The sequence below is a fragment of the Acaryochloris sp. IP29b_bin.137 genome (assembly GCF_028285745.1).
In the GTDB taxonomy this organism is placed as follows: Bacteria; Cyanobacteriota; Cyanobacteriia; order Thermosynechococcales; family Thermosynechococcaceae; genus Acaryochloris.
In genome coordinates this window covers 1-5,244 of record NZ_JANQOP010000356.1, presented here as the reverse complement: position 1 = coordinate 5,244, position 5,244 = coordinate 1, and the positions used below count along the sequence as shown (strand labels likewise).

The 5,244-nt window shown below is 43.5% G+C and carries 6 protein-coding genes and 1 pseudogene; 2 read left to right on the top strand and 5 right to left on the bottom strand.

Annotated elements, in window-relative coordinates:
- Positions 1–182, top strand: a pseudogene (locus Q0991_RS23985) (IS1 family transposase); the annotation flags it as partial.
- Positions 183–340: 158 nt separating this feature from the next.
- Here the strand turns inward: Q0991_RS23985 and Q0991_RS23980 are convergent.
- Together Q0991_RS23980 and Q0991_RS23975 are read right to left on the bottom strand one after the other, a co-directional pair.
- Positions 341–1,228 carry a TauD/TfdA family dioxygenase gene (locus Q0991_RS23980; protein WP_299493429.1) on the bottom strand — a complete coding sequence of 296 codons (888 nt, stop codon included), beginning with the start codon at positions 1,226–1,228 and terminating at the stop codon, positions 341–343.
- A 144-nt stretch (positions 1,229–1,372) separates the two neighbouring features.
- Positions 1,373–2,143, bottom strand: a complete 771-nt coding sequence (locus Q0991_RS23975; protein ID WP_299493427.1) for a class II aldolase/adducin family protein — start codon at positions 2,141–2,143, stop codon at positions 1,373–1,375.
- A gap of 69 nt (positions 2,144–2,212) precedes the next feature.
- Here Q0991_RS23975 and Q0991_RS25330 point away from each other — a divergent pair, with 69 nt between their 5' ends.
- A complete protein-coding gene (locus Q0991_RS25330) occupies positions 2,213–2,365 on the top strand; it encodes a PDDEXK nuclease domain-containing protein (RefSeq protein WP_366525056.1) in 153 nt (50 codons plus the stop codon).
- Between the two features lie 265 nt (positions 2,366–2,630).
- Here Q0991_RS25330 and Q0991_RS23970 read toward each other — a convergent pair whose 3' ends face one another.
- The 3 genes from Q0991_RS23970 to Q0991_RS23960 form a co-directional block, all read right to left on the bottom strand.
- The gene (locus tag Q0991_RS23970) at positions 2,631–3,353 is read right to left on the bottom strand and encodes a hypothetical protein (protein ID WP_299493425.1); all 723 of its coding nucleotides are present in this window, start codon (positions 3,351–3,353) and stop codon (positions 2,631–2,633) included.
- 87 nt (positions 3,354–3,440) lie between these two features.
- On the bottom strand, positions 3,441–4,748 hold the full coding sequence (locus Q0991_RS23965) for a cation:proton antiporter (RefSeq protein ID WP_299493423.1): 1,308 nt from the start codon (positions 4,746–4,748) through the stop codon (positions 3,441–3,443).
- A gap of 40 nt (positions 4,749–4,788) precedes the next feature.
- On the bottom strand, positions 4,789–5,244 hold a 456-nt coding region (locus tag Q0991_RS23960), incomplete at its 5' end, for a Coq4 family protein (RefSeq protein WP_299493421.1).

Sequence of the window (5,244 nt, the reverse complement as noted above, 5' to 3'; positions counted from 1 at the left end):
GACGGCAGAATAAATTTGGTAAAGTCTGGCAACAGAGTGCAGTGACCTTAAGACTGGTGCTGACCTATTTCAACTGGATCTGGTGCCACTCTCGATTTAAGAATGCGGCTGCCCAACGTGCTGGGCTGACAGAGCATGCGTGGGAATGGCGAGACTTAGCCATCTATCCCACACTTTGTTGACGCACAATCGCGTAATCTCACTCTCAATCTTTATCAAGAGTGTGTATTTACCAATATGGCTCAAGCAAAAAGGCGCTGTGAGCAATCGATAGACATGCTAATGGATGTTTTTAGAATGAAATAGCCCTGATGTAAACTAGGGAATTAAAAGGACTCTGTTACAAAAAAGACGGTGAGCATAGTCTTAGATAAATTTCTCGATTGTCATCGATAAATGCCCTTCTCCCATGCATTATTCTAGTATTGTCAACCATTAAAATATCCCCCTTTTTCCAGCGAATTTCAACTGTTAGTTTTTCAGCTATAGCATTTAGCTGAAGCATGATATCTTCATCAATATCAGAACCATCGTCAAAAGTAACACTTTCTGGATACATGCTTTTTGCTGGTAATAAGCTATTAATAAATACTAAATATTCTCTGGATCTGCTTGGATGTATAATCGGACATGTGAAATAAGTTTCAATTGATTGATCTTCATTTATGCATAGCTGAACATCATTACTCTCACATATCCGTTTCAAATCACTTAAATTATCAGTCTTATATCGCTTTATCCAGGCACTTTTATCCATTCTACTTACATATCTCAATTTTTTTTGTCTAAATAGCTCTTTTAAGGAATCACTAAGCGCATTATAGAATCTTTTGCCATCACAAATAATAGTTTCGCCATCACTTGAAGCTGGTTGATGACAATAAAACCATAACATTTGTGGGATAGTTTTCTGGTAATACATTTCTCCATGTAATCTAACTTCATTATTAAAATCATTTACAGTCAATATAGTGGGATTTCCATTAATAATTTTGCGATTGAAAACTCCTCCAGAATAATCCATAAAATTATTGCTTAGCTTGTTAGAGAATTGTGTAAATAACTCGATATTTGTGTTAAATTCTCTAAACAAAACTACTCCTTCAGATTGAAATGAATCAATGATTGATTCTTCGTCTAGAGTTAAAATACTTTCATTTTTTCCAAAATATTCTACTCCAGCTTTTTCCGATAATGGATAAGGAATAAATTCGGTGCTGATATTCATGATGATTATGACTTTTTCAAAATTAAAGAGATTGACGCTTTGTCAATGAAAACTAGGGAATATGACTCCCTAATTATCGTTTTCTAGAGTTGAATAATTTAGATAAGCTGTACGAGGATTCACATTCTCGCTTAAACTATCACCTCAGGCTAACTCTTCAAGTAAATCTGGTTCCTGGCTCACAATCATCTCATAAAGAGATTGAAAACTAAACCATCCAATATAGGGAGAACCGATCTGGCTATGGGTTAAACGAGCTGTTTCAGACGCTATCAAAAAGGGTTTGCCGACTGACTCAGCCAAGATTTGGGCCTGACAGCATCGTTCCATCGAGATGAACCACCATACAGCCTCATCGACAGAGTTACCAACACTTAATAAACCATGATTCAGAAGTATCACAGCTTTTTTTGACCCCAGAGTAGCAGCAATTTGCTGACCTTCTTTAGTGTCTAAGACTACTCCAGTGTATTTATTAAACAATGCATGATCTTCAAAGAAGGCACATGAATCTTGTGTAATTGGATCAAGTAGCCTTCCAAGGGATGACCAAACCTTACCAAATGGTGAGTGTGCATGAGCAGCGGCAATTACATCAGGTCTAGCTTGGTGAACTTGAGAATGAATGGCAAAGGCTGCTGTATTGACGGGTTTACTCCCTTTCTCAACTTTACCTTCATGATTGACTAATATTAAGTCCGATACATGAATGTGACCAAAATATATTCCAACAGGGTTGACCCAGAAGCAATCCGTAAACTCTGGGTCTCGAACTGTGATATGTCCAGCAACACCCTCATCAAATCCATAGTAAGCAAAAAGACGAAATGCAGCAGCTAAACGTTGTTTACGGTGACAACGTTCATCTTCAATACACTCAAATGTAGGAGGTTTTGGAAAGTTTAAAACTGACATAAGTTTTCATGACAAAGAACAGCAGAGTATTGAGTCCAGCTTCAATTCAGGTAATTCTTAAATTTATGTATCAAACTTATTAACTACCATGAAATAAACATCTATGTGAACGTCATTGATGATCAACTCAGGCACCCTGACGATCAGCCAATGATAGGGATTGTGCTTTGCAAATCAAGGAAGCAGGTGATCGTACATTGTGCACTATGGGGTATGAGCTAGCCAATAGGAGTATCTACATATGAATTAGGTGATGTGTTGCCAGAATCAGTGCAGAAGAGTCTGCCATCAGTTGAACAATTGCGGATGGAGATAGAGTCTGTAGTTTCTGAGTTTGAGGATATTGAGGACAAAGAAGGAAGTGCGTTCAGGCTCTTGCGCAGCTCGCATGGTCGGAGGGAATTAACGCTACTATGGCCTAGGCAAAACAAACTAAGCCAGGCCGCAGTCTTCGATTCTGACGGACGTATCAATTCGGAGAGCTGCATTATTCCAACAGCCATGAACCCCCTAATAGAAGGATATAAAACATCACACCACTGAGAAACCAAACAAAACGAGTCTCTTTATGGTCTGGGAGTTCTTCCTTGAAGATATTGAACATCAAGAACCCCGTCAAAAGAGCGGTGAGGGTATTAGAGAAGGTGCGATTGGCTGCCTCCGCAAATAAGTCAGTGACAAGCCCACAAACTACGGCTGCGATTAATACATAACGACCCTGACGATCAAACAGATGTTTGTAGTGTTCACTCAGGTGGTGATCGGTGGATAACAGATGTAAACTCATGGCCAAAACATAGATAAAGGCAAAGGGAATGCTCTGCTCGAACTGTTCGGGAATGGAATAGATCAGCAGGAAGTTATAGGAACTCACGAATATCATCTGTAGCCAAAAGGCTCGCTTGTTCAGTTCCTGGGAATCATTTTGTGTTTGTGACCAGATCCAACGCTGAGCACCGTAAAAAAGCAAAAATCCGATCAGAGCGACGATATGAATGGGAAATCTGCCTAAGGAGATATCTCCTTCTTCCAGCTCGGGTAGTAGATGCAAAAACATATAGGTAATCGCCATCCCCCCACTAAACGAGATAGCAATGTGTTCGGACGTATACAACCATTTATGCAGGGGGCGAGACCAGTAGTGAATGGCTGCGAATGTGATCGCAACCAGTGTTGTTAATTCAAGGACAATAATTGAAGCCATATGCATAAGAATGTCCCCACTCCTGGGTTGGACAGTAAAATTGAATGGTGTTGACTTGAGTTCAGGAATCGCCAGTGCAATATTCCCCAATCGTCATTCAACAGAGCGAAGGGAAGCGGCGGCTGGACGATATCTGGAACGATACGGTAGGCGAACGGGCATCGTGGGTACTGTCAAATGTTCTGCCTCGGACAAGGATTGGCCTTTCCTCACTCTTTGGGCATACCAGTTGGCACCGGGAAACGCTGACAGCCCATGGGCAAAGATGCTGAGCAAAACCGTAGACACCACAATGGTAAATATCTGCTCTCGTCCCTGAATGGAGTCCCGATTCAGAACCATTAGCACGTAGAGAATGGAGGCCACGCCGCGAGGACCAAACCACCCCAGAAACAGTTGGGTGTCCCATCGAAGTTTCATGCCAACTAGGCTAAGGGAAACACTCAAGATTCTAGCTGCAGTGAGGCTTAGAACGGCATAGAGAATCACTCTGCCCTGCATTTGCGTAAGCACAGGCAAGACCATTAGACCGCCAAAAATGACGAAGGTAACGAGGATAAAAAACTGTCCTTCCGTCTCACCGTATTCATATAGGCGAGGGCAAAGTTCTCGATTCGTATTGCCTAAAGTCAGCCCAGCACAGAAGGCGGCAATAAATCCATTACCACCTAGGGGTTCAGCCAAACAGAAGGCCAGAGCAGCCAGAGAAAGCAGTGATAAACGCTGATAGTTCTCAGTCATCCAATGGGAACGAGCCGTGGTCGCAATCAGTTGTCCCCCCAAATAGCCCACCAAAATCCCCACTACGGGTCCCATGAATAGCTGGGCTATGGCAAATCCACCCCAGCTAGCAACGGTTTGTTCTCCCCCCGCTGACTCAGCTAGGGACAAGAAAATCAATAAGATAGGCAGGCAAATCCCATCATTCAGTCCACTCTCAATATTCAAGGCTTGCCGAATCCGCACCGGCACGTTGGGACTATTGACGACGGCCTGTCCTAGGGCGGCATCGGTAGGGGCCAGAATGGTGGCAACGGCGGCAGCTTCCCATACATTGAGGTTGGGAAAGAGTGCGATCGCAAACCCGCTACCTAACAGGATCGTTAACGGTAAGCCAATCCCCAACAGTCTGAGGGGCAGTTGATACTGCTGTTGCAAGAGTTTGAAATCAATCCGAGACGCATCGGTGAACAGGACGAAGACCAAGGTTGTAGTGGCAATAATATTTACCATTTCACTATCCACGGACAGATTCAGTAGTTGGCTAACCAAGGGACTAATCAAGAGTCCAAAGGTAGCAAATATCATCGGTGGAGTAAGTATGCTCTTTTCGATCCGCCCCGAAATCAGGCCAAAGGCCAGGGTAAAGAGGGAAATGATCGTAACGGCTTCCAGAATCATAATGAGTAGAGTTGAACAACGGGCTGAGTCGGTTTTTGCGTTAAACAGGGGTCGGTTCTGTGAGTGCGATCGCAGCTCGTAGTTGAGGACGGCTATACCAACTCCACTGTCCTGCCGTCACTGGCTGGATATTGAACTCAGACCGCAATTCGTCTAGGGGCTGTTCGAACCGTTCTTCCCACTTCACGGGGAACAGAGGTTTTGCATCTCGCCCCATCTTGATGCCCGTAGACAAGATGTCATAGTCATATTCAACATCGATACCGTTGTCCTGGGGACCACCAAAAAAGTCCAGCAACATGCCCAGAAGATTGATCAATATCCAACCGGGATAGCCCGTTTGGGCAACGGTTACCGAGAGGACACCCGCTTCACCAAAGTCGTCCATGCTAAAGCCTGTCAAAATATGATGCAAATCATGGGTTTTACGAATGCGATTAATGACATAATCCGCATCCGTCTCCATATTGCGCAGACGGTAGAAGTGGGGCTCGTA

Coding starts and splice junctions, on each gene's coding strand:
- Q0991_RS23965 (WP_299493423.1), bottom strand. CDS start 4,748: ATGATTCTGGAAGCCGTTACGATCATTTCCCTCTTTACCCTGGCCTTT.
- Q0991_RS23980 (WP_299493429.1), bottom strand. CDS start 1,228: ATGAATATCAGCACCGAATTTATTCCTTATCCATTATCGGAAAAAGCT.
- Q0991_RS23975 (WP_299493427.1), bottom strand. CDS start 2,143: ATGTCAGTTTTAAACTTTCCAAAACCTCCTACATTTGAGTGTATTGAA.
- Q0991_RS23970 (WP_299493425.1), bottom strand. CDS start 3,353: ATGCATATGGCTTCAATTATTGTCCTTGAATTAACAACACTGGTTGCG.